Source organism: Streptomyces sp. NPDC102462 (assembly GCF_044765425.1).
GTDB lineage: Bacteria > Actinomycetota > Actinomycetes > Streptomycetales > Streptomycetaceae > Streptomyces.
The window spans coordinates 1-22972 of sequence record NZ_JBIWKB010000045.1 but is presented as its reverse complement, the minus strand read 5'-3'; the positions used below and the strand labels follow the sequence as shown (position 1 = coordinate 22972).

Below are 22972 nucleotides of genomic sequence, written 5' to 3'. Positions count from 1 at the left end.
CCCGGGCTCAACGCCGAGGGGCACCCTCCCGGGTGCCCCTCGGCGTTGTTCCGCCCGGTGCCATGCAGCTGGCGGCGCCAAACAGGTGGTGGTAGACCCCTGCTCACGGAGCCCGGCCCCGGTATCGGGGCCCGCGGGGGCGGTCACTGGTCCTGGCTCATCTGCGCGAGGCGTACCTCCTCTGCATCGAGTTGTTCCTGCACTCGCAGCAGAACGGCGTCGTCGATGCGGTGCCTATCGCGCAGGGCGATGACGGCGGAGCGCTTGTGTTCCAGGAGCGCCAGGCGCAGGGAGGTCTCCTGTCGCCGGCGTCGCAGGAGAGGTTCGGACTCCGGGTCGCTCGCGGCGCCGGCGGCGTGCACTGTACTCAGGTGCGTTTCGTACTCGGTCTTCAGCCTCTCGGTGATCTCGGCGTCGGTACCGAGATCGGCCGCTGTCGCGGGGAGTGCGTCCAAAGCGGCCCGGGAGGCTGCGGTCCGGGCGAGGGCGAGCTCCTGCTCGGAGTCCGTGTCCTGGGGCAGCTGTGCCCAGCGGGCGACGGCCGGAAGCACCAGGCCCTGCACTACAAGGGTGGCGACCACGACACCGGCGGTGACGAAGACGATCGTGTCGCGGTCGGGGAACGGCGCGCCGGAGTCGAGCGTGTATGGCACGGACAGGGCCAGGGCCAGGGAGACGGCTCCGCGGAAGCCGGCCAGAGCGCTGACAGTCCGAGCTCGGTGGCTCATCCGTCGTCCGCGCTGCTGCGGACGCCGGTCCAGCGCCCTGATGGTGTACACCGTGGTGAACAGAACAGAAAGCGGACGATCACCAGCGCACACGCCACCGCCACCACCATCACCACGGCCTCGGTCAGAGCGGTGCCGGACAGGGCGCGGACCGCCGCTTGCGCTTCGAGTCCGACCAGGATGAACAGGGCGCCGTTCAGGAGGTACATCGCCAGCGACCAGAAAGCCTCTGTCTGCCGTCGGGCCGCGGCCCGCCCCAGGCTCGGCCCGGCCTGGCTCATGATCAGCCCGCACACCACCACCGCGAGCACGCCTGACGCCTCGAACTGCTCGGCCACCAGGTAGGCGCTGAACGGGATCAGGATGATGGTCAGGTTGTCCAGCAGCGTGTCGCCGAGTTGGCGCACCCGGCGCCGCAGCTGGATGCCGAGCCACGCGACCATCGCTCCGGCCGCGAGGCCACCACCGTAGGACAGCGCCACCAGGCCGCTCACGTGGGCCACGCTGAGGTGCTCGGAGCCGACGGTGACGCCGACCGCGAGGCTGTAGACGACCAGTGCGGTGCCGTCGTTGATGAGAGATTCGGCGCGCAGCAGTGTGACGTTGCGCTGGGGCAGCAGCCGAGACGCGACGCTGACGGCGGTGGCATCGGTCGGCGCCACGGCGGCGCCGAGCACCCAGGCCGGGCCCCACGGCAGACCGAGCACGTGGGCGAGCGCGGCCACGGCCCAGGCGGTGACGGCGACCAGAAGCGTGCCGGTCAGCACGATGCCGCGCAGGTCCCGACGGATCGCACGCAGCGAGGTGGTCACGCTCTCCCAGTACAGCAGCACCGGCAGGAAGACGAGCAGCAGCACATCCGGCGGCAGTTCCGTCTCACGCAGGGCGGGCACAAAGCCGAGGGCGACGCCAGCGGCCAGTTGCAGGACGGGTGCGGCCACCCGGAGCCGGTGGGCGAGGGCCCCGCTGACGAGCAGGGCGCACCCGAGGATCACGATGAACTCGAGCGCGGCCATGAGTCTTCCTCCCAGGGATGGGTCGGGCGAGCGGTGTGAGCGGAGACGGCCAGCCGGTAGCGCGCCTCTCTGTTGTGCTGCGGAGAGTCATGTTCACACGCGGTGGGGCCCGCGCCGTTCGTCGGCGTCCGCGCCGATAGCGAGCGCGCCTGTGCAGCGCCACTAGAAGAGGGGCGCACCACTGGCTGTTGTCAGTCCAGCCCGGCAGATGCGGCGTCAACCGCAGGGACACTGGGCGTGTCGCACCAGCAGCCACCACGGGAAGACGATCGTGACGAGGGCCGGACCCAATTCACAGCCCCGAGGAGTCACCATGCCCACCCCCGACGCAACGGCCATCGCGGATCTGCGGGAGGCCCACCGCGCCTACCTTGACGCCATGCTCGAAGGGGACACCGCAACTCTCGGCGACCTGCTCGCAGGAGATTTCACTCTCACTCACATGACGGGATACGTGCAGCCGAAGGCCGAGTGGCTGGCGCAGATGCGGCAGGGGCGGTTCGTCTACCACTCCATCCAGGAGAAGGACACAGCCCTCGACGTCGATGACGACGGCACGGCCCGCCTGACGGTTCGGACCGTGACCGACGCCACCGTGTACGGCACCCGCGCAGGCTGGCGTCTGCGCCTGGCCACGGACTACGCCCGTCATAACGACGTATGGGTCGCCCAGCGGACCGTCGCCACCACCTGGTGAACCGGGCCGCCGGCTCGGATCTGGCCCGGGCTCGACGGCCCGCTCATGGCGAACCCCGCGTAGTGAGACCTGGGCCGGCGACCGGCATCGGACCGGTGTAGGGGTCCGCGGGTTACGGCTGGCTGACCGTGAGGAGTGACTTGATTGCGCGGCGCTCGTCCATGGCGGCGTAGGCGTCGGCGACGTGGTCGAGGTCGGTGGAGTAGTCGAAGACGAGCCCGGGGTTGATCGTTCCGTCCAGGACGTGCTGCAGCAGCTCGGGGATGTAGTGGTGGGCGGGGGCGACGCCGCCCTTGATGCCGACGTTCTTCCAGAAGAGGGTCTTGTACTCGAACTTCTCGTAGAGGGGGACGCCGACGGCGCCGATCATGCCTCCGGCGCGGACGATCCCGGCGGCCGTCTCGATGGACTGGTCGGTGCCGACGCATTCGAGTGCGGCGTCGACGCCGGCGCCGTCGGTGAGGCCGAGGACGGCCGTGACGGCGTCGTCCCCGCGTTCGGCGACGATGTCGGTGGCGCCGAACTCCTTCGCGAGGGCCTGCCGGTTGGCGTGACGGCTGAGGGCGATGATGCGGCCGGCGCCGAGGAGCTTGGCTGCCAGTACGGCGGAGAGGCCGACTGCGCCGTCGCCGACGACGGCGACGGTGTCGCCCTGCTTCACGCCCGCGCTCACGGCGGCGTGGTAGCCAGTGCACATGACGTCGGAGAGTGCGGTGAAGGAGGCGAGCTGGGCGTCGGTGAATCCGTCGGCCGGTGCGGGGATCTTCACGAGGGTCGCGTCGGCGTAGGGCGCGCGGACCTTCTCACCCTGGCCGCCGTCACTGTCGCCGTCGCCGAAGGCCCCACCGTGCTCGCAGTTGGATTCGAACCCGGCCCGGCAGGCGGGGCAGGTGCCGTCGTTGTAGGTGAAGGGGGCGATGACGAAGTCGCCGACCGCCAGGTCCTTCACGTCCTCGCCGACCGCTTCGACGACGCCGACGTACTCGTGGCCGATGCTGCCCACCTTGTGGGGGTTGATGCCGCGGTAGTACCAGAGGTCGGAGCCGCAGACGCAGCCGCGCACGACGCGGACGACGGCGTCGGTCGGCTCCTGGATGGTGGGGTCAGGGCGCTGGCCGAGCTCGATGTGCTTCTCGCCTCGGAAGATGGCTGCCTTCATGACTTTCTCCTCAGATGTCAGAGTTCAGGTGTCAGGGGGATGTGGGCGTGACGTCGCAGGTCAGCGCGGACACGCTCGGGTTCTGCCTGCGGCCTTGGTCCGGGACGGTCGCGGGCACCGTCCAGGTCGCCCGGCCGGTCGCCTTCGGCAGCATGGAACGCCCCCGGCCAGTCGGTGAGGGCCGGGCCGTCGGCCGAGAAGACCTCCACGGTCCTGCCCCTCGCCGACTCGGTCAGCAGGGCCTGGACGATCGTCTCGGCGACGTGGTCGCGACGCACGGGCCCGTACTCGGTCAGGTCGCCCTGGCGCAGGTCCACCCGCTGGTGGGAGCTGCTGCCGGCGTCGAACCAGCCGGGCCGGACGATCGTGTACGGCAGGCCGCTGGCTCGCAGGAGGCGCTCACCGCGCCGCTTCCACTCCAGCAGTTCCCGTGACTGCCCGCCGTTGGCCGTGACCCCGATCGAACTCATCAGCACCACGGGCAGCCGATGTCCGTCCAGTGCGTCGAGCAGCGCGGGGACGGCGCCGTAGTCGACCGCGGCGTAGTCGCCGGAGCCGTAGGGCGCGCCGTGGGTCATCACGACGGCGTCGACGCCCGCGGTGGCGGCGCGCACGGACGCCGGGTCGGCCAGCTCGCCTGCCACCACCTCGACACCAGCGGGCAGCGACCGCTGGGCGCGGTCGGGGTCGCGGGTGAGCACGCGCGGCAGGCGGCCCAGATGCAGCAGGCGGGCGGCGACGAGGCGTCCGATACTGCCCGTCCCGCCGATGATCAGGACGCGGTTCATGTCCGAACGGGCTGGCTGTGTCATGCCGTCAGCCCCTTGAAGGTCGATCCGTCGATCACGAACCGGTAGCGGACGTCGGAGGCGTTGATCCGCTCGTAGGCGGTGTTGATGTCCTTGGCGCCGATCAGCTGGATGTCGGCGGTGACCTTGTGCTCGGCGGCGAAGTCGAGCATCTCCTGCGTTTCGGCGATGCCGCCGAACAGGGAGCCGGCGTAGGAGCGCCCGTTCTGCAGCAGGGGGAAGACGTCCAGTGGCATCGGCTGCGTGGTGACGCCGACGCTGATCATGGTGCCGTGCAGGCGCAGCATGCCGAGGTAGTCCGCCAGTGAGACCGGCGCGCTGACGGTGTTGAGGATGAGGTCGAAGGTGTTGGCCAGCTCGGTGAAGGCGGTGCCGTCACCGGTCGCGGCGTAGTGGTCGGCGCCGAGGGCCGCGGCGGCTTCGCGCTTGCTGTCCGAGCGGGACAGCACGGTGACCTCGGCACCCATGGCCTTGGCCATCTTCACGCCGAGGTGGCCCAGTCCGCCCAGGCCGACGACCGCGACCTTGGTGCCGGGACCGGCGGCGAACCGCTTGAGCGGCGCGTAGACGGTGATGCCCGCGCACAGCAGCGGCGCGGCGGCGGCCGGGTCGAGGGTCTCGGGCACGCGGACGACGAAGTCCTCGGGGGCGACGATCGCCTCGGAGTAGCCGCCCTGGGTGTGGGCGCCGGGCTCGGCGGGGTCAGGGCTGCCGAAGACAAGGGTGTGTCCCTTGAGACAGTACTGTTCCTGTCCGGCCCGGCAGTTGTCGCACTCGCGGCAGGAGTTGGCCATGCAGCCGATGCCGATCAGGTCGCCGACCTGGTGGCGGGTGACGGCGGAGCCGGTTTCGGTGACGCGGCCGACGATCTCGTGCCCGGGCACGAGCGGGCTGACCGGGAGCGGGCCGAAGGAGCCGTCGACGAAGTTCATGTCGGAGTGGCAGATCCCGCAGTACAGGATGTCGATCTGGACGTCGTGGGGGCCGACGTCACGGCGCTCGATGGTGACGGGGGCGAGCGGCTGGCCGGCCTCGTGGGCGCCGAAGGCGTTGAGGGTGGTGGGCACGGTGGTTCCTTCTTGCATGTGGTGGGGTGGGGGTGAAGGTCAGGCTTCGGGGATGGCGCGGCCGTAGGCGGCGAGGGTGACGTTCTCGGGCTCGGGACCGCCGCGCCGGCCGGTCTCCAGCGCGTCCAGCGCAGCCAGCTCCTCTGCCGAGAGGTCGAAGTCGAAGACGTCGATGTTCTCGGCGATCCGCTGGCGCTTGGTGGACTTGGGGATGACCGAGCGGCCCTGCTGCAGGCCCCAGCGCAGCAGCACCTGCGCGGGGCTCTTGCCGTGCGCTTCGGCGATGGCAGTGACGGCCGGGTCCTGAAGGACGCTGCGGCGGTCCTCGCCGTAGCCGGGGTAGAAGGTGATGCCCCCGATGGGGGACCACGCCTGGTTGAGGATGCCGCGAGCGGTGTCGAAGTCGAGCACTTCGCGCTGCTGGAAGTAGGGGTGGATCTCCAGCTGGTTGACCGCCGGCACGACGGACGTCGCATCGAGCAGCGCGGTGAGGTGGTCGACCATGAAGTTGCTGACGCCGATCGCGCGGACCTTGCCGTCGGCCAGGAGCTTCTCCAGGGCGCGGTAGGCGTCGAGGGTCTTGCCGAACTCGGACGGCAGCGCCTGGTGCAGGATCAGCAGGTCGATCTGGTCGACGCCGAGCTTGGCGGCGCTCTTGTCGAAGCCGTGCAGGGTCTCCTCAAAGCCGTAGTCGCTGATCCAGATCTTGGTCTCGATGAAGATCTCGTCGCGCGGCACCCCGGAGTCACGGATGGCCTGGCCGACCTCGCGCTCGTTGCCGTAGGCGGCGGCGGTGTCGATGTGCCGGTAGCCCAGCTCCAGCGCGGCCGTGACCGCGGCGATCGTCTCGTCGGGCGGGGTCTGGAAGACACCGAGGCCAAGAGCGGGCATCTCGACGTCGTTGCTGAGGGTGAGGGTCTGCATCACGTAGTCCTTTACTTGCGGGACGCCCGGGCGGGCACGATCAGGGTGAGGACGGCGACGACGGCCAGGGCGAGCAGGACCGCGGAGCCCGTCAGCGCGGTGCCGGAGCGCGCCGCGATGTCGGCGGCCGCGTGCTGGGTGGAGACGGTGGCGGCCACGGCCGTCAGGATGCTCAGGGCCAGTGCGCTGCCGATCTGGTGCACGGTGTTGACCAGGCCCGATCCGGCGCCTGCGTCCTCGGGTGCGACGCCGTCGACGCCGCTGGAGGTCATCGGGGCCAGTGCCAGGCCCTGGCCGGCGCCGATGATCACCATGGGCAGGGCCACTCCGGTCAGGTAGGGGGTGTGCAGGTCCAGGCGGCTCAGCCAGGCCATGCCCACGGTCGTCAGCACGACTCCCGCGGCGAGTACCCGGGGCCTGCCGAACCTCTCCAGCAGCCGGGGCACGCGGATGGCGAAGACGAAGTTGACCAGCGTCATCGGCAGGAAGGCCAGGCCGGCCTGCAGCGGCGTCCAGTGGTAGACGCTCTGCACGAACTGCGCGGTGAAGAAGAAGAACCCCATCATCGCGCCCATGTAGAGCATCCGGGTGACGTAGGCGCCGGACCGCTCGCGGCTCGCAAACAGCCGCAGCGGCACGATCGGCTGCGCGGCCCGCCGCTCCACCCCGACGAACAAGCCCAGCAGCACCGCGCCCGCTGCGAGGGGGAGCCAGGTGGCCGGTGCCGTCCAGCCGTGGTCGGCCGCGTCGACGATGCCCAGTACCAGCGCGGTCGAGCCCAGCGTCGCCAGCAGCGCCCCGGCCACGTCGAACCGGCCGCCGCGACGCTCGGTCTCGGGCAGGAACCGCACCGCCAGCACCATCATCACGATGCCGATGGGCACGTTCAGGAAGAACCCGGCCCGCCACGAGATCAGGTCCGCGACCAGGCCACCGACGACCAGCCCGAACGCCGCGCCGAGTCCGGCCACGGCGCTGTAGGCGGCCATGGCCCGGTTGCGGGCCTTGCCCTCCGCGAAACTACGCGTGAGCAGGGAGAGCGCGGACGGGGCGAGAACGGCGGCGCCGACGCCCTGCAGCGCGCGGGCCGCGATCAGCCACCAGGCGCTCTGGGCGGCGCCCACCAGCAGCGATGCCAGCGAGAAGACCACCAGCGAGTACAGGAAGACCTTGCGGTGGCCGAAGAGATCACCGGCGCGCGCTCCCAGGAGCAGCAGCCCGCCGAAGACCAGCACATAGGCGTTGGTGATCCACGACAGGCCCGTCTCGGAAAAGCCCATGTCCAAGCGGATCTGCGGCAGCCCGGTGAACACGATCGAGTTGTCCAGGATGACCATGAAGTAGCTGATGCAGATGATCGCCAGGATCAGCGTCGAACGGGCCGGGCCCCCGGCCCGGCGGCGCGGGGCGGTGGCGCTCGGCCCGCCCGGACGGCTCGAGTCGGCGACTGGCCCGGCGGGGGCGGCGCCGGTGTCGTGGGTGGCTGCTGTGCGCACGGTCTTCCTCGCGTCGATCGGGAGTGCGGCCCGATCCCGGGCCGCCCATCTGTGGCTTCTCCCAGGTAACGGCACCTTGAGGGGGCAGTGGGAGTCACTGCTCTTCCAGGTACTGGCAGTACCTCGCAGGCCCCTCCAGGCCGACCTACCGTGGAGGAGCCGGCACACCGAGCAGACCGACCGGGAGGAGTGCGCCGTGCCCCGCTACTCAAGGTCAGGTCCGGCCCGGCGGCCGACGCGACTAGCCCGGTCCCAGCCGGGCACCCACACCAGGAAATGAGCATGACCGACCACCCCAAGAAGGACGTGGCCGCCGAGGTGCGGGAGTTCCTCAGCACCCGGCGGGCCAGGATCACCCCCGAGCAGGCCGGACTGCCGGTCTACGGCGGAAACCGCCGTGTCCCAGGACTGCGGCGCGAAGAGGTCGCCCTGCTGGCCGGCATGAGCGTGGACTACTACGTCCGCCTGGAGCGCGGCAACCTCGCCGGCGCCTCGGACTCGGTCCTCGAAGCCCTCGCGCACGCCCTGCAGCTCAATGAGGCCGAACGCACCCACCTCTACGACCTCGCCCGCGCGTCGACTCCCGCCGGGCGGCGGCCCACCGCGACGTCCTCCCGGGTACGGCCCACGATCCTGCGGCTGCTCGACTCGATGACCGGCGTCCCCGCCTTCGTGCGCAACGCCCGCTTCGACACCGTGGCCGCCAACGCCCTGGGCCGGGCGCTGTACGCGCCGCTGTTCGACTCACCACTGTTCGCGCAGCGCGGGCCGGTCAACAGCGCCCGCTTTCTGTTCCTGGACCCCGCAGCCCAAGACTTCTGGGTCGACTGGGACAAGGGCGCCGACGACGCGGTCGCCTTCCTGCGCACCGAAACCGGCCGCGCCCCGCACGACAAAGCGCTGACGGACCTGATCGGCGAGCTGACGGCCAAGAGCGACGAGTTCGCCCGCCGCTGGGCCCGCCACGATGTGAAGTTCCACCGGTCCGGAGTGAAGAGGTTCCGTCACCCGCTGGTCGGCACCCTCGCCCTGCCCTACGAAGCCATGGACCTGCCGTCCGACCCCGGCCTGCGCCTCAACTTCTACACACCCGAACCGGACTCACCAGAACAGCAGGCCCTGAACCTGCTCGCGAGCTGGACAACCACCGGCACGGTCGTGTCCTCCGCAAACGACTGACCCCCCACGAAAGAGGAGAACCACTCCATGCAGTACCGACCGCTGGGCCGTACCGGCGTCCAGGTCAGCCCGCTGTGCCTGGGCGCGATGATGTTCGGCCCCTGGGGCAACGAGGACGAGACCGACTCGATCCGGATCATCCACCGCGCCCTCGACGCGGGCGTCAACTTCGTCGACACCGCGGACGTCTACTCCGCCGGCGTCTCGGAGGAGATCGTCGGCAAGGCGCTGAAGGACCGTCGCGAGGACGTCTTCCTGGCCACCAAGTTCTTCATGCCCATGGACCCCGACGACCCCAACCAGCGTGGCGGTTCGCGCCGCTGGATCATCCGCGCGGTCGAGAACTCCCTGCGGCGGCTCGGCACCGACCACATCGACCTCTACCAGGTCCACCGGCCCAGCCCTGACACAGACGTCTCCGAGACCCTCGGCGCTCTCACCGATCTCGTCCGCCAGGGCAAGGTCCGCTACATCGGCTCCTCGTCCTACTCCGGCTCGCAGATCGTCGAGGCCCAGTGGACCTCGCGCGAGCGAAACCTGGAGCGCTTCGTCACCGAGCAGCCGCCCTACTCGATCCTCGTCCGCGGCATCGAGGAAGACGTGCTGCCCACCGTGCGCCGCCACGGCATGGGCACCCTCACCTACAGCCCGCTCTCGGGTGGCTGGCTCTCGGGCCGCTACCGCAAGAACGCCACCGAGGGACCCGCCTCGGCCGCCCGCCCCCAGGCCCGCTTCGACATGAACACCCCCGCCAACCAGCGCAAGCTCGACGCCGTCGAACAGCTCGCCGTCCTGGCGGAGAAGGCCGGCCTGACCCTGATCGAGCTGGCCGTCGCCTTCGTCATCAACAACCCCAGTGTCACCTCGGCGATCATCGGCCCGCGCACCATGGAACAGCTGGAGGCGTTCCTGCCCGCCGCCGACATCACCCTCTCCTCTGACATCCTCGATGCCATCGATGAGATCGTCGCCCCGGGCGTCACGGTCAACCCGGTCGACAACAGCTACGGGGACTTTGAGCTGCGGGCTGATCAGCGTCGCCGCTGACATGAGTCGGCTCCACCCGTCATGGCCAGCCGAGCCGGAGCACCAACGCGGCTCATCGGCGAACAAGCGCCCCGGACGCTGCGCCGGGGCGCTCCACCGGCTTGCGGACCAAATAGGAGAAACCTCGCATGTCAGGCTAGAAGCGACGGGTGTTTCGGGCGACAGTCATCAGCGCGCCCTATCGCCCTGGTAGCGTCTCAGCTGAGCGGCAACACGCTGGAACCGTCCGCAGAAGCGGTGGTTGCCTCCATGGGATACGACCCGGGCGCCGACCGTGTGCAGGGCCTCCTCCAGCCAGGCCCGGCCGGGCTCTCGCTCATGGCGGGGGCAGGCGCTGTGGGTGACCAGGCGCTGCTCGACTCCGCCGCGGCCGCGCTCGTTGTTGCGGACCTTGGACATCGCGCGGTCGTGGAGAACCGAGCCGTCGGGCAGCATGGTCAGGCGCCGCGGGCGTGTCTTGCCCAGGTAGTCCATCCCCTTGGCCTGGTAGATCGTCCCGTAGTGACCGGGAAAGACCAGCTCGGGACCGTGGGCGGTGAGGCGCGTCCTGGGCTCGGGGTCGCTGTGCGCGACGACGCCACGCACTCCGCGGGCGGCCGGCAGGCGGAAGGCGCACGCCTGCGCCCACGTCTCCGCGTTCGCCGGGACCTCGTCGAGCAGCACCAGCCGGTTCAGCTCCAGGCTTTCCTCATACGGGGTGAGCCGGTCGAACACCGAAGTGAGCACGGCGACCTGGGTCGGGATGCCCAGAGTGAGCACCCCCACCAGGCTGGTCTCCGGGGGCACGGCGGTGTCGATGAGGCCGTAGACGAAGCGGACGGCGGGCCACGAGCCGCTGTAGTGGTGGGCGCGCACGAAGGCCTTCGCCGTGTGGACCAGCTCGTTCGGCATCTCGCGGACGCGGTAGCGAGCGGGATCGAACCCACCCTCGCTGGTCGGCCTCCAGCTGTGCCGGCGATGCTTCCACCGCTGGCAGACGGCGCCGAGATCGAGCGGGGGTTGCTCGTAAGCAGACATCAGGGTGTTCCCCTCGGGTCGGTGAGTTGGTGAAGGAGGCCGGTCCCGGGGTTGCCGCCCCGGGACCGGCACGGCCGGCGGTGGGTCAGGTAGTGGTGGGGAGCATCAGCTGACGAGGGGCGTACAGCACGTCCAGGACGCGTTCGCGCCAGCGCATCGCCCAGTGCACGCAGTTGGAGCAGCTCTTGTGCTTGCCCTCGCACTGAGGCAGCGGGTCGTTCCAGCGGGCGTCACGCGACCATGCCAGAGAGTCGGCGGAAGCCAGGTACTCGGCGCACGTCTCCAGCGCCTGGGTCTTCAGCCCGAAGCCGTGCAGGCGCAGTCCGGCGGCGGCCACCGTGGCGAGGACGGCAGAGACGTCCTTGACCGACTTGCGGCGGCACACGGAGCCGACCCCGACCAGCGGATAGTCCGCCAGCCGTACACCGCGCTTGTCGTACAGGTCCAGGCAGGCTTCATAGTCGGCCGGACGCCAGCCCTGGACGGTCGGGATGATGTCGACGCCCGGGTCCTCGGCCATCAGGTCGACGAAGTTGCCCACGGTGCGGTCGATGTGCTCGCGCACGGACAAACCGGTTTTGGCGATCATGTCGGGCTCGCACATCCAGTCCTGCGGACCGGCCCAGACCAGGCGGCCGATCCCGTCGCGGAACTGGCGCAGCTCGCGGACGTAGGCGTGCGGGCCGATCGTCCAGCCGCCGTGGGTGTCGAGTTCGGAGAAGGCGCCCGAGTCGTACACCCAGGCCTCGGCGGCGCGCGGCAGCGTGGCACGGCCGGTCAGGGCGGAGCGCGAGACGCACATCGGAACGCCCCAGGTGGACAGCGACTTGGCGTGGTGTCCGCCGATCCAGAACATCGGCCCCTCGGGCGGCGAGTCACCTGGCTGGAAGCCGAGGCCGTATTCGCAGTGGCAGACGCAGCTGCCCATCGTGCAGAACCCGCAGTCCAGGCACTGTTCGTGGTAGCAGTGGCCGCAGGCGTAGCGGACGGCGGGCGTGCAGGTGCACGTCTCGGGATACGGGGTGTACACCGGCGGGGCTGGCATCGGGCGGGCTGGGGCGGCGAGGACGGCGTTCACGGGCGTGTCCTTCGAGTTGGTGAGTGGGGCCGGTCCGGGGTTGCCGCCCCGGACCGGCGGTGGGGCAAAACGGCGAGCGGGTGTGGCTCACGCTGTCGGTGAACTGCGTCAGGTGTCCGCGCTGGGCGGGTCGCCGCGGTTCCAGGGAGCGAGGACGGCCCGCGGCTCGCTCGCCCCTCGTCGGCGTTCGCATCGTGCGGCCGCCAGCAGATCGAGGATCCGCCGGTGCTTGACCTCCGCCTGGTGGTGCAGGGCCGCGGGCATCTGGGCGGGGAGCACCACCCGCTTCGCCCGCAGGTCGATCTCCAGCGTGACGGTGCGCACGAGCGTGCAGCCCCGCTCTCTGCCGACGTACAGGTGCAGCTGCGCCTCGACCCGGTGATCGACGGGGGTGAGCTGTACGTACTCGTTGCCCCATGAGCGGTGCTCGACGTCAGGGGATATCCGCACCCGGGCGGGCACCGTGCGCCCGGTGGGCACTTCGCGGTCGTTGAGCGGGGCGGTGGGGTCCTTCTCCCGGCGCGTGACGTGCTCGTGGAAGGGGTACCAGCCGGGCCCGTAGAAGACGGCTCGGGGTTCCAAGGCGTACGCCCAGTCGCCGAGTTCCAGCTTCACGCCGAACGAGTGGTGCTCGTTCTTCGGGGCGACGTGGAGGTCCAGGGACGGGACTTCGTGTGGAGGTGGGGCCGGAGCGAAGTCGGGAGGCGCGGGCAGGCCGGCAGGGGTGAACGTCGTGCGGGTGTTGCCCACCTCGTCCGGGACGAAGCCATCGAGCATCACCACCTTGCGGACCATGCGGGGGACGGCGCGCTCGCGCCTTGTGACGCGCAGGGCCACGGCAGAGCCCTCGGCGGCGATCAGTTCCTGGAAGTCCCAGTCCGGCTGTGCCGCGCTCAGGTCGTGTTGCACCGTGCGCAGTGCCCGGGAGATGCGGCGGCCGAGCGGGTCTTCCGGGTCCGGGCCGCGGGTTGCGGGCAGGACGAGGGCGGCGTCGGGGTGCCACTGGTCGGACAGGACCTGCCACGGCCCGGGCGGCAGCAGCGAGGCGACCTGGCCGGCGAGCTGTGCGGCCTCGGTCAGCTCGCGCAGGACGGCGGCAGTGAGGCGGGCGGTGGACGGCGCGTCCCACGGGCCGCCCAGGACCAGGCTGAGTCCGCTGCCGGGGCTGCCCAGGGTGACGCTGAGCCGCCTGCCTTCCAGCCAGGCTTCCGCATGTCCGAACCGGACGAACAGCCCAGCCTCGCCCGGCCGTTGGAACGGGGCGCCGGTGGTGAGAAGGCGGGCAACCGCCGCCAGGGGCGGGCGGGCGTCGCGGGCGTCGGGCAGGGCCGGGGCGTAGCGGGTGACCGCGTCGAGGATGCGCGACGTGACAGGCGTCGGGGTGTGCGCGCTGATGCGCGCGGTGCAGATCCGCGCGGGGCCGGTGGGCGACGGCGCGGCCAGAGCGGCCTCAAGCTGGCCGTGCCGCTCGCGGGTGCGCAGGGTCAGCCGGTAGCCGCCGGGCAAGTCGGCGCGGGTGCGGTCACGTCCGCGCAGGTGGTGTTCGACGATGGTGTCGGAGATGGCGTAGGTCGGAGAGGCGGGCTCGAACTCGTACATGGCGCAGGCCTCCACAAACGGCAGTCGGCGCGGGGTGTGCGGGGGTGGTCAGCGGGTGATGCGGGCCCGGGCGCGGTCGGCCTGGACGTGGACGGCATCGGCGTGCGCGGCGGCGCGGACCTTGTCGGCCCACTCGGCGGCGCGCTGGGCCAGTCCAGCGAGGCGCACGAAGTAGGCGTCCTGGTGCTGGCGGGCGCGGTCCATCAGCGCCGCGTGCTGGGCGGTCAGCTCCTGGGCGGTGTACGCGGCGATCGCTTCCACGCCGTGGCGGCGCGTGACGCGTCCGAAGGGGCAGGCGCCTTCCTCCTGCTCGATGACGGCGACGTCGGCGGCGGGCCAGCCGGTCTCCTCGTCGCGCGGGCCGAGCTGGATGTCAAGCACGCACACCGCGTCCGCATCGTGCAGGCCGTCAGCCTGGTAGCGGATGTGCGGCCGGGGCACCGGGCCCGTCTGGCGCTCGGTGTGCGCGCGCCACAGTTCGGGAGAGGGGTCCTCCTCGTCCTGGTGGAGGCGGTGAAGGTAGGAGAGAAGGGCGGGCAGCTGCCAGGCGGGGGAGCCGAACGACGCGGCCGGCATGGCGAGCCCGGCCCGGGCGATCAGACCCGTGTGGTTGCTGACGGCGGCCTGGGCGACGAACAGAGAGGCGTTCAGGCGGAGTTCGGAGCGGAGCATGGCGAGGCCTTCCGGGCGGGCGGCGCGCAGAGAGGGAAGGGGGAGGGGGCCCGGGCCGGACTGTCAGGTCCGGCCCGGGCAGAAGGTCAGGACGCGTCCTCGGAGTCCTCGACGCTCACGGCGTCCGGGTTGTCCGGGGTGTCCTGGTCGGCCTGGCCGTCGGCGTCGGCCGCGTCCGGCTCGTCCTCCTGGTAGGGCTCGTCGTCGACGATGGCCTGTTCGACGCTGGAGAGCGGGTAGCCGATCTCGGCGAGGAACTTTAGCCACGTGCGGGCGTCCTCGCGGATCTCCCGCAGCTCGTACACGGCCGAGCGGGCGGTGCTGTCGGTGCGCCAGGTGCGGACCTCACCCATCCGCTTCTCGAACGTCGCGGCCAGCACCGCGAAGTTCAGCAGGGTGAGCTTGGCCGGGGTCGCCGTGGCGGCGCGCTCGGCGGGGGCGTCGTAGCCGGTCAGCTCCTTGATCAGGTCGCGACGGCCCGCGTCGCCCACCCACTGAGCCACCGGCTTGGGGCAGGCAAGGAGCTGACCGGTGATGAACGCGGCAAGCGGCTTCGGTGCGGTCTTGCGGCCGATCAGGTCCTTCAGCCACCCCTGCCGGGCCTTCTCGGCGGCGCGGTAGGCCTTGTTGCCCGCCTTGACGTACTCGCGCGACGGCTCCGACGACTTGGCCTCACCCGTCGCCTGCGGCTGCTCCTCGGCCTGGTCGCCGTCCGTCTCGGGGGCGTCCTCCTGGGGCGGGTAGTGACCGAAGCGCTCCGGGTCGGTGCAGAAGTACTCGACCTCGCCGGGCTCGCGGGGGTTCTCGGCCCAGGTCGCCACGTGGCCGGGGCACTCGGCGTGCGCCTCGGCGGTCATGGGCTCGCCGTCCGGGCCGTCCAGCTCGCTGATCGGCTCGACGGTGGCCGGAAGCGTGTCTCCGTCCTCGACCAGCCGCACCCCCGCCGCCGTCAGCTGTGGGCGAACCTCGGCGCGGGCGCGCTGCTCCTCGCGGTCGTCGCGCTCCCACTGCACCTGGAACTCGAAGCGGCCCTTGGCGTAGGCCTCCAGCAGCCGGTTGACGGCGTCGGCGTCGTCATCGAACTCGCCCAGCACACCGAGGACTTCGAGGTCGAGGTCGTACGTACCGGCTTCGGCGAGTGCCGAACGGGTCCGCTCGCCCACCGACTTGGCGGTCCTCACCGCCTGGGACACGTCCCTGTGGGAGCGACCGGTGAGCTCGGAGACCCTGGCCTGCTTCATGCCCGCGCCGACCGCGCCGAACAGGGCGTCGGCCTGCTCCAGCTCGGTCAGGCCCCGGCGGTAGTCGTCGTCGTTCTCGATGAGCTGGTCGATGAAGTCCTCGCCCGCCTCGCGCAGGGAGGGGTCGAGCACGTACGAGGGGACCTCGATCGCGTCCTGCTCCGCCTCGGTCTCCTTGGTGGCCCGGGCGGCGAAGTAGCGCCGGTGTCCCATCTTCAGCTCGTAGCTGTCCTCCCCGAGCGGGAGGACGACGACAGGGACCTTCACGCCGTTGGCCGCGACGGACTTGAGGAACTTCTCGTCCAGGTTGAGGTCCTGGCGGACGTTGTTCTCGTTGACGCGGATCTGGCCGAGCTGCAGGGTGACCCGCTGCATCGGTGTGGTGGTTGCGGTGTCGCTCACGGATTGCTCCTCGTGCGGGCGGTTGGTGTTGAGCAAGTTGCCGCTTGTTCGTGAAATCAATTATACGCTATTTACGGGGGCAAGGCCTTTTATCCCTGGTCGGCTGGGGTGTGATGCTGGCGGATCTCCTCGGCGATGCCCTTGGCAACCGCCTCGCTGTCCTCGGGGGTGTGGACTTCGCGGAACACGGCGATGGGGCCAAGGGGGTTGAGGCTTACCCACAGGCAAAGCTCGCCGCGTTCGTCGACGTGGAGCGCGTACGGTTCCGCTCCCGGGGCGTCCAGGTGGCCGGAGGCTTTCCATGGGCCGGCGGTGGCCGTCCAGTTGCCGCCGAGGATCTCGGCAACGCGGTCGGCGACTGCTGCGGGGGTCGTCATCGGGGCTGGTCCTTTCAGGGCCGGCCCGGGGGCGGTGCGCCCCCGGGCCGGCTAGGTGATCAGTCCTCGTGGGGTTCCATGATGGTGATCACGGGCTCGCCGTGGTCGCCGGGCCCGATCGCGCAGACGAGCTGGACCGGGCGGGCCTGCCGGGTGCGGCCGTCGCGCGGCACTCGCCGCAGGTCGACGGTGACCTGCCCGCCGCCCCCGCCGCTGCGCCGGATCGCGTGGCGGGCCATGGTCAGCACGTCCCACAGGCGGCCGCGCTCGTCCTGCGGCACCTGCCGCTCGCTGTCCCCCTCGTTCCAGGCCACGCAGCCTTCCCACACGGCGCTGGTGAGGGCGACCGGAACCCGGAAGCCAGCCTCCCGGGCCAACTCGGCGTCGGCGGCGACCAGGACGCCGTCTGCCAGGGCCCGGGCGCGGGTGTAGACGTGGACGAACTCGTCCGCGTCGGCCAGGGGGACCGACCGCATGGCGTCGTCGCTGACGTCGGGGTCGTCGGTGACGGCCGCGTCGTGCAGAATCGCATCGATGCGGGACAGTACGCTGTCGCTGCTCACCCGCTCTTCTCGCGCCCAGCCGGGGCGGTGCCGGGCGGGCTGCTGCTCCTGCGGGGAACTGTGGCTGTGGTTAGCCGGTGCGGGGCCGGTGGTGGGCGACTGGGCGGCGTCCTCCTTGGCCACCATCGCCGCGTGTACATCGAGCACCGTCCCCAGGGCCGCAACCCTCCCGGCGTCTCCGGCGGTCACGGCCTCGGCCCGCTCCTGCTCGAACGCGTCCCGGATCTGCTCGTGGCTGTAGCCCTGGGCAGAGCTTCACGCGGACGGTCTTTCCCACGAGATCGACCGCCGGGGCGGGCAGATGACCGGGCAGGCGGTCACGGCCCGGCACACCTGATGCCCGCGTGCGCCGGGCGAGCGTGCGAGCCGCGCTGCGGTCCTGCGCGCTGGCCGGTCCGGCGGCCTGGTGCGCGCGCCCAGAGCTGGGCGCGGCGGTGGGAGCCGCGGGAACCTCGGCGGCTGGCGTATCGTCCGCCGGGGCAGCGGGGGCCTCGGCGGTCAGTTCGTAGAACCGGTTGGAGTGAACGTGGACCGTCCACTTCTGCCCGGGGGTGTCCTCGGTGAGTCGGGCGCGCGGCGTGCTCTCCCACGCCTCGAATGCGCGCGCCGGGTCGACCGGCAGCATGTTGCCGCTGTCGGAGTCGTAGGCGCGGCAGGTGCGGGCCGCCGTGCGGATTTCCGCAACGCGCTTGGTCCAGTTCCGGCGGATGGTCGTCATGGTGCGTCCTCCTGTGTCGAGTGGTGCCGGATGAGTTGCCGCTCATTCCGGTAGGGGGCCGGGCGCCGTGGTCGGCGCCCGGCGGGACGGTTCAGGTTCAGGCCCGGACGGCCGAGTCGGCGGCGCGCAGGGCCTCGCGGGTGGCCTCCAGCAGCGGCGCGGAGATACCGCCCGCCTCCAGGTCGGCGGCCGTCATGCGGCCTGCCGCCAGGTCGCAGAACAGGTTCCCCAGGCAGACCGACAGGGCGCCCAGCTCGTAGCGCAGGCCGTGCGGGGTGACCGTGCGCGCGCCCACCAGGAACCCGTGCCGGTCGTAGGGGGCGGCGTTCACCAGGTCGCGCACGGTCGGGTAGTCGTCGGAGGTGGACCCCCGGAAGCGGGTGGCCCGCAGGAAGGCCACCATGGCGCGGTCCATGCGGAAGGTGCCCGGCTTGGTGTGGTCGTCCTCGTCGGCGGCCTCGACCAGCCGCCCCACGGGCTTGGTGCCGGTCCAGCCGGATTTCGACGGGGTGGTGTCCCTTCCGTGAACCTCGGCGTTCCGTACGTGCGCGTACGTGCTGTAGACGGTGGTGCCCCCCGGGCTGTGCTCCTCGTGTCCGGCCACCTTCTCGACCAGCCAGACCGGCTCTGAGCCGGGCCGGTAGGCGGTGAAGTCCTCCCGGTCGAAGACCAGCATTCCGGCGGTGATGTCGTGTCCGTAGGCGCCCATGTGCGGCTCCTGTCTGCTCGGTGTGGGTCGGTCGGTGGCCGGTGATTTGCCGCTCACCTGCAAAATCAATAATACACCTTCTTGGGGGTTGATCAATCCCCTTTTCAGAACAAGGTGTCCCCGCCGCCGTCGCCGAACCCGGCCGGCTGCGCGGCCCTGGGTGCCGCACCGGCGTGCTCGGCCTTCGACTTGCGCGGACGGCTGGCCACGGCTTCCCGCTCCGCGCGGGCGGCCTGCTCCGCCTGAGCCTCCAACTCGTCCTCGTCGCGGTTGTGTACCACGATTTCAACGGCCGGTGAGGCGTCGCGCCACTGATCACGGTACTCGTCCGTGGGGATGCCGGGGTTGGGGCGGAGCTTGATCCCGGTCTCGCGGTGGAAGCGCTCGTACGCGGGCGAGTCCTGCGAGACGAATCCGGTCTCGATGCGGAACGGGGCTGACTCCCTTGGGATGATGAACGCGCCCCGCCGGGCGAGCGTCTCGGCGATCGCGATCACGTGGAACTCGAACAGTGGCCCTCGGTACCCGGGAGCGTTGCCGCTGCGCTTGATCCGCCCGAACGGCGGGTTGCTGATCGCGCAGTCGAACGGACCGAGGTTCAGGCCCGGAACGTCGAGCACGTCAGCACAGATCCACGTCGCCTCCGGCAGGACGCGCCGCCCGACACGCACATACTCCGGGTCCTTCTCCACACACACGATCTCGCGTGGCGGCAGACGCTCCCAGCGCCGGTTCCAGTAGTCGCGGGCGTGCCAGGCCAGGCGTCCGATGCCCGCGCACAGGTCGATGATGCGGTCACCCGGGATCACGTGGTGGAGTTCGCCGGCGAGCTCGGCCGGTGTGAAGAACGCGCCGTCCAGGGTGCGGCCCATGTTCGCGGATTCGTGGAAGTGGTCGAGAACGAACTCCCGCTCCTCCACTGTCAAGTCCCGTTTCATGTCGACCAGTTCGCACGCCCGGTGGTGCTGCTTGGTCTGTTCCTTGCTGAGCTTTCCGGCCATGGCATGCCGCCTTTCGCGGTGGTGAGGGGGAGAGGTCCTGGCGCGGGTTGTCCGGACCGTTCCAGGGCGGTCCTGCGTCCGAGGGGGAGCAATGACGACGGCGTCCGCACTGCGCGCCGTCAGGAGGCGTTCGTCAGGTGTCAGTCGGCGGCTGGACGTTGCTGCCCCGGCGACCCCACCCGCGCGCGGGGTCGTGCTCCGCCACGTACCAACCGCACGTCCCGCACCGTGGCCCCCATGACTGGGGCGGGGCGGTGGGTTCGGCGATGTACACGTCTGCGGACTTCCAGGGGAAGCCTCGCGGGGCGAACCTCACGGACTCGTCCGGCATGAGCAGTGCCCAGCCGTCCGGCCAGTCGATCGGGCCAGGGCGCGTGACTTCGGAAACTGCCTCACGGACGGCTGCTTGCGTCCAGACCTGCGGGAGGCGGCCGTGTCCGGTGACGCGGTACGCGTCAGCCGTGATGTACCGCTCCGGGTGGGTGATGATGACGCCGGAGTCCCGATCCGGCGTGAATGTGATGGCGCAATGCCGGTTGGTCTGGCGGTAGATGATCGTTTCGTCGTCGGTGATGGTGGCCTGGCTGGACAGCCAGAATCCGAGCGATCCGCCGAGGAACGCACGTACCGCGTCGCCGCTGAGGTGGGGCCGACCGTACCCGGGGGCCTCCCGCACGGGGATGCCGGAGTCGTTGTGGTGGATGGTCTGCGTGTAGCGCGCGTACATCCGCGCGTCGCGGACGAGGATGCGTTCGCGGGGCGCGCCTTCGTACCACTGCGGCAGCGGCGCAGTCTCCAGCTCTGTACCTGGCAGTGGACTGCCGGGCTGGATCCATCCCGCTTCCTTGCCCGCTCGGCACATGGCGGGAGCCTCACGCACCCACGCAAGGAATTCTTCGAAACCGCCGGCATAGCGGCCGTTGCGCTCGGACACCTCTCCCCAGTAGCTGGAGCCGTACCACACGCACCGGGCGGTGAGTTCAGCGGCCGTGGACGGCGTCGGGAGCGCACCGGCCAGGGTGACCGTGCGGACGTGGGCGCCTTCCACGATGCCCTGAGAGGTGACGGTCACGTCCCACCCGTTCGCCGTCGCTGCCTCGACCAGCGTGCGCGCCCGCTTGGGCAGCTCGGCGACCTCGGCGGCGGACGGTGCGGCGGGACGGGCCGCGGGGGTGCCGCCGGTCGGCTCGACCCTGGGGCCGGCTCCGCCGTCCGTCTCCCACGCCTCGACGGTGCCTGGGTCGGTGACGGAGGCGGCCGGGTGCGGTTGATCGCCGGTGAGCTGAGAGGGGAGGTGCTTGGGCATGGGGGCTCCGCTCGGTGGGCCGGGCGCCTGGGGCGCCCGGCCGGTCGGGTGTCGGTTCAGGCGGTGGGGGTCGCCTCGGGCTGCGACGTGGTGACGGTCAGGTTCTCGGCGCGCAGGTCGGCGGCGACGGCGGCCATGAACTCGGTGTCGGCCTGCTGGTCGCGGCTGCCGGGGGCGTACCAGTACTGGTTCTTGCGGTGCCACTTGAAGCCGTGGCGCTTGAGCACGTCGGCGGCGCCGTCGCCCAGACGCGTACCGGTGACCGTCGTCCCGTCCTCGTCCGTGTGCTGGAGGGTGAGTCCCTCCGCGCCGTCCTCGCTCTCCTCCTGGGCGTGCGCCGGACGGGCGGCCCGGGCGGCGGCCTGCTCCTTGGCGGCGGCCCAGCGCTGGGGCAGGACGACGTCATGGGCGATCTGCCACATCTGCTGCGGGGCCCAGTTCTCCTTGATGACGTGGCCGACGATGACGCAGGCGTCGAGCATGCCGCTCGTGGGCGGCTCGGTGCCGTCGTGGGCCTCGGACCACAGGGCGGCGGCGGCCTTCAGTGCGTCATCGGAGACGTCCCGGTGGGTGTTGATGCCGTCGACCAGCGGCTTACCGGTGACCTTCCGACCCTTGACGGTGACGGTGACCGTGTTGTCGGTGGACTCGTAGCGGTCCTCCATGCCGTTGAACTGCGCGCCCTGCATGGGGCGGGTGTGCTCTTCGACATCGGCCGTGCAGGGGCCGTCGGTCCAGTAGACGGAGATCCACGCGGCGGCGGTACCGGTGCCCTTGCGCACGCTGAATTTCACGCCGGGGAACGCGCTCTTCAGGCGGTTCCGGAGTTCGGCGGCCACGTCCTTGGTGTCGATGTAGTCCATGCCCTGTCCTCTGCTGCGAGTTGGGTTGGTGGTGGGTGAGTTGCCGCTCATCCCTGAAATCAATAATACGCTCTTATGGGGGAGGTTCAACGCTTCCGCCGTATCAGTCGGCACTGAAGACACATTCACCGTTGACCGTGATCCGGATCGGGATCGTTCCATCCGGGCTGATCAGGTCGCCGGGTACCTCGCCGGTGTCCAGATGGACGGACACCACCAGGCCTTCACCGCAGCTCCAGTAGGCGTAGACCTGGGTTCCGCCGGTCTCCAGGCACGGCAACGTGCCCCGCTGCTTCCGGTGCTGGTGCAGAAACCGTGCGCGTCGGTTCAGGGTGGTCGCTCGGCGCTTGCTCAGTCGCATAGCTGTGCTTCCTCTGAGGAATGCTGGGAGGCGGCCGGCGCCGTGGGCGCCCGGCCATGGGGTGGTCATGCGGTGGGGGTCGGCGTGGTGAGGGTCAGGCCGGCGGCGACGGCGGCAACGAACCCGGTGTCGGGGTGGGCTGCGGGGTGATGTCGCGCGGGTCGGCGGGGATCGGCTCACCTGCCAGGGCGGCCCGCATCTGCTCGGCCGACATGCGCCCGCTCACCTCGTTGTAGGGGAGCGTGTACGTGCTGCCCTTGTGCCGGGTCTCAGCCGTTGCCGCGCGGGTGACCACGCGGCAGCCGCCGACGGCGCCGCCATCGAACGCGGCGTGGATGTGCGGCACGGTCACCGTCTTGGCGTTGACCCGGGTCACCTCGTACCAGGACCCCCGCCACTGCACGAAATCGCCATTCACGAAGTCGGCCCGTCCCCACACCTTGAAGCCGCGCCGCTCAGCCTCCTTGATCGTCTCCGCCCAGTACGTCAGCTCTTCGTCGTACTCGGCCAGACGGCGCGTCAGCTCCTGGTGGCGCGCCTCGGACGGCTCGCGTCGCCACACATCAGCCGTGCGGCCCTTGTCGTCAACGCCGTCGCGCTCCCGCAGAACGCCGCGCCGCTCCGCCTCCAGCTTCTCGATACGGCGCAGTGTGCGCCCCGGGTTCTTCCGATACCGCTCGTAAGCCTCCGCCGCCTGGGCGCGGTTGGCCCAGTAACCGGCCCGCTCGCCCTCGGCGATGCTCTTGCGCATGGCGTTGTGCATGCGCTCCTGGTCCCTGCGGGCGCGCCCTTCCGAATGGTGGCCTACCAAGATCGGCTGACCCATCCAGAACCGTTCGCCGATCCGGTGTGAGGTTCGGCCGTGATGTCGCCGGGATGTTCGGCGTTGTATGTCACTGACGTGTAGTTGTATTCGTGCTGCTCAGGGGTAGTTGAGTCGGTC

At 70.7% G+C, this 22972-nt stretch carries 23 protein-coding genes; 3 read left to right on the top strand and 20 right to left on the bottom strand.

Going from position 1 to position 22972, the window contains the following annotated elements; translation table 11 throughout:
* Window positions 1–143: 143 nt before the first annotated feature.
* Window positions 144–728, bottom strand: a complete 585-nt coding sequence (locus ACIRFL_RS31035) for a cation:proton antiporter (RefSeq protein ID WP_404034857.1) — start codon at window positions 726–728, stop codon at window positions 144–146.
* Entirely contained in the window at window positions 725–1744 is a 1020-nt protein-coding gene (locus ACIRFL_RS31030) for a cation:proton antiporter (protein ID WP_404034855.1), read from the bottom strand. The genes ACIRFL_RS31035 and ACIRFL_RS31030 overlap by 4 nt, the downstream gene beginning before the upstream one ends.
* A 313-nt stretch (window positions 1745–2057) precedes the next feature.
* On the opposite strand from ACIRFL_RS31030, the gene ACIRFL_RS31025 reads away from it, so the two are divergent.
* Window positions 2058–2441, top strand: coding sequence for a nuclear transport factor 2 family protein (locus ACIRFL_RS31025; protein WP_404034853.1), 384 nt, complete (start codon window positions 2058–2060; stop codon window positions 2439–2441).
* Window positions 2442–2553: 112 nt separating this feature from the next.
* Here the strand turns inward: ACIRFL_RS31025 and ACIRFL_RS31020 are convergent, their stop codons facing one another.
* Genes ACIRFL_RS31020 through ACIRFL_RS31000 form a run of 5 tightly spaced genes read right to left on the bottom strand, consistent with a single transcriptional unit; the run spans window position 2554 to window position 7896 of the window.
* Window positions 2554–3600 carry a zinc-binding dehydrogenase gene (locus tag ACIRFL_RS31020; protein ID WP_404034851.1) on the bottom strand — a complete coding sequence of 349 codons (1047 nt, stop codon included), beginning with the start codon at window positions 3598–3600 and terminating at the stop codon, window positions 2554–2556.
* A 17-nt stretch (window positions 3601–3617) separates the two neighbouring features.
* Window positions 3618–4412 (bottom strand): SDR family oxidoreductase, encoded by a 795-nt coding sequence (locus ACIRFL_RS31015; RefSeq protein WP_404034849.1) that lies wholly within the window; start codon window positions 4410–4412, stop codon window positions 3618–3620.
* The gene (locus ACIRFL_RS31010; RefSeq protein WP_404034847.1) at window positions 4409–5476 is read right to left on the bottom strand and encodes an NAD(P)-dependent alcohol dehydrogenase; all 1068 of its coding nucleotides are present in this window, start codon (window positions 5474–5476) and stop codon (window positions 4409–4411) included. Before ACIRFL_RS31010 ends, ACIRFL_RS31015 begins: the two co-directional genes overlap by 4 nt.
* A gap of 39 nt (window positions 5477–5515) precedes the next feature.
* Complete coding sequence (locus tag ACIRFL_RS31005) at window positions 5516–6400, bottom strand: aldo/keto reductase (RefSeq protein ID WP_404034845.1); 885 nt, start codon at window positions 6398–6400, stop codon at window positions 5516–5518.
* Between the two features lie 11 nt (window positions 6401–6411).
* Window positions 6412–7896, bottom strand: coding sequence for an MFS transporter (locus tag ACIRFL_RS31000; protein ID WP_404034843.1), 1485 nt, complete (start codon window positions 7894–7896; stop codon window positions 6412–6414).
* A gap of 282 nt (window positions 7897–8178) precedes the next feature.
* On the opposite strand from ACIRFL_RS31000, the gene ACIRFL_RS30995 reads away from it, so the two are divergent.
* Both ACIRFL_RS30995 and ACIRFL_RS30990 read left to right on the top strand, forming a co-directional pair.
* On the top strand, window positions 8179–9075 hold the full coding sequence (locus tag ACIRFL_RS30995) for a helix-turn-helix domain-containing protein (protein ID WP_404034841.1): 897 nt from the start codon (window positions 8179–8181) through the stop codon (window positions 9073–9075).
* Between the two features lie 27 nt (window positions 9076–9102).
* Window positions 9103–10122: an aldo/keto reductase gene (locus ACIRFL_RS30990; RefSeq protein WP_404034839.1), complete on the top strand. Its 1020-nt coding sequence runs from the start codon at window positions 9103–9105 to the stop codon at window positions 10120–10122.
* A 168-nt stretch (window positions 10123–10290) separates the two neighbouring features.
* Here the strand turns inward: ACIRFL_RS30990 and ACIRFL_RS30985 are convergent, their stop codons facing one another.
* The 13 genes from ACIRFL_RS30985 to ACIRFL_RS30925 all read right to left on the bottom strand — a co-directional run bounded on the left by ACIRFL_RS30985 (window position 10291) and on the right by ACIRFL_RS30925 (window position 22921).
* Window positions 10291–11139, bottom strand: coding sequence for a hypothetical protein (locus ACIRFL_RS30985; protein ID WP_404034837.1), 849 nt, complete (start codon window positions 11137–11139; stop codon window positions 10291–10293).
* Window positions 11140–11224: 85 nt separating this feature from the next.
* The gene (locus ACIRFL_RS30980; RefSeq protein ID WP_404034835.1) at window positions 11225–12217 is read right to left on the bottom strand and encodes a hypothetical protein; all 993 of its coding nucleotides are present in this window, start codon (window positions 12215–12217) and stop codon (window positions 11225–11227) included.
* A gap of 108 nt (window positions 12218–12325) precedes the next feature.
* Window positions 12326–13816 carry a hypothetical protein gene (locus ACIRFL_RS30975; protein WP_404034833.1) on the bottom strand — a complete coding sequence of 497 codons (1491 nt, stop codon included), beginning with the start codon at window positions 13814–13816 and terminating at the stop codon, window positions 12326–12328.
* Between the two features lie 48 nt (window positions 13817–13864).
* Window positions 13865–14488, bottom strand: a complete 624-nt coding sequence (locus ACIRFL_RS30970) for a hypothetical protein (protein ID WP_404034831.1) — start codon at window positions 14486–14488, stop codon at window positions 13865–13867.
* Between the two features lie 86 nt (window positions 14489–14574).
* Entirely contained in the window at window positions 14575–16131 is a 1557-nt protein-coding gene (locus ACIRFL_RS30965) for a ParB/RepB/Spo0J family partition protein (RefSeq protein ID WP_404034829.1), read from the bottom strand.
* An 89-nt stretch (window positions 16132–16220) separates the two neighbouring features.
* A complete protein-coding gene (locus tag ACIRFL_RS30960; RefSeq protein WP_404034827.1) occupies window positions 16221–16508 on the bottom strand; it encodes a hypothetical protein in 288 nt (95 codons plus the stop codon).
* Between the two features lie 59 nt (window positions 16509–16567).
* A complete protein-coding gene (locus ACIRFL_RS30955; protein WP_404034825.1) occupies window positions 16568–17260 on the bottom strand; it encodes a DUF6573 family protein in 693 nt (230 codons plus the stop codon).
* 626 nt (window positions 17261–17886) lie between these two features.
* The gene (locus tag ACIRFL_RS30950; RefSeq protein ID WP_404034823.1) at window positions 17887–18498 is read right to left on the bottom strand and encodes a hypothetical protein; all 612 of its coding nucleotides are present in this window, start codon (window positions 18496–18498) and stop codon (window positions 17887–17889) included.
* 104 nt (window positions 18499–18602) lie between these two features.
* The gene (locus ACIRFL_RS30945; RefSeq protein WP_404034821.1) at window positions 18603–19499 is read right to left on the bottom strand and encodes a methyltransferase; all 897 of its coding nucleotides are present in this window, start codon (window positions 19497–19499) and stop codon (window positions 18603–18605) included.
* A 133-nt stretch (window positions 19500–19632) separates the two neighbouring features.
* The gene (locus tag ACIRFL_RS30940) at window positions 19633–20805 is read right to left on the bottom strand and encodes a hypothetical protein (RefSeq protein ID WP_404034819.1); all 1173 of its coding nucleotides are present in this window, start codon (window positions 20803–20805) and stop codon (window positions 19633–19635) included.
* A 56-nt stretch (window positions 20806–20861) separates the two neighbouring features.
* Complete coding sequence (locus tag ACIRFL_RS30935) at window positions 20862–21668, bottom strand: LPD29 domain-containing protein (protein WP_404034817.1); 807 nt, start codon at window positions 21666–21668, stop codon at window positions 20862–20864.
* 103 nt (window positions 21669–21771) lie between these two features.
* On the bottom strand, window positions 21772–22029 hold the full coding sequence (locus ACIRFL_RS30930) for a hypothetical protein (RefSeq protein ID WP_200702446.1): 258 nt from the start codon (window positions 22027–22029) through the stop codon (window positions 21772–21774).
* A gap of 94 nt (window positions 22030–22123) precedes the next feature.
* Complete coding sequence (locus ACIRFL_RS30925; protein WP_404034937.1) at window positions 22124–22921, bottom strand: DUF3560 domain-containing protein; 798 nt, start codon at window positions 22919–22921, stop codon at window positions 22124–22126.
* Window positions 22922–22972: the final 51 nt, after the last annotated feature.